The organism is Actinotalea ferrariae CF5-4, assembly GCF_000603945.1.
GTDB lineage: Bacteria > Actinomycetota > Actinomycetes > Actinomycetales > Cellulomonadaceae > Actinotalea > Actinotalea ferrariae.
Window position 1 is genome coordinate 1 of record NZ_AXCW01000594.1, and the last position, 487, is coordinate 487.

1 pseudogene is annotated in these 487 nt (G+C 80.3%); it reads right to left on the reverse strand.

The window, feature by feature from the left end:
- A pseudogene (locus N866_RS22295) lies at positions 1–487 on the reverse strand (hypothetical protein); the annotation flags it as partial.

Consider the following 487-nt stretch of genomic DNA (forward strand, 5'->3'; position numbering starts at 1 on the left):
CCGGCACCGGGGCCGTGGGCTCTCCTGCCGCCTGCACGCCGGGCACACCGGCGACGGGCGCACCGTCCGCCGGCGCTGCGGGGACGTCGGCAGCGGTCGGGGTCGCCGGGGCGACCGGCGCGATGGCCTCCAGCGGCCGGGGCAGCGTGAGCTGCAGGGCGGGCGCATCCAGGCCCGGCAGCGCCGACCCGGATGCCGCAGCCGTCGCCTCCACCTCCAGCGCGACGCGGAAGACGTCAGCCGCGAGCGTGGCGACCTGGTCCAGCACCGCGAGGCGCTCGGGCATGGTCAGCGTGGGCGGGAGGGTAGCCGCGTCGGCCAGGACGGCCGAGCCGCCGCCGGCGCGCTGCCGCGGGACGACGCCCTCGTGCGTGCGCACCAGGTCGCGCAGCTCCGCCACCGCTACCCGCAGGCCGTCCAGCTCCGGGCCCTGCGCCACGAGCGCGCTCGACGCGTCGGCGGCGTCCAGGGCCGCGCGTCCGACCGC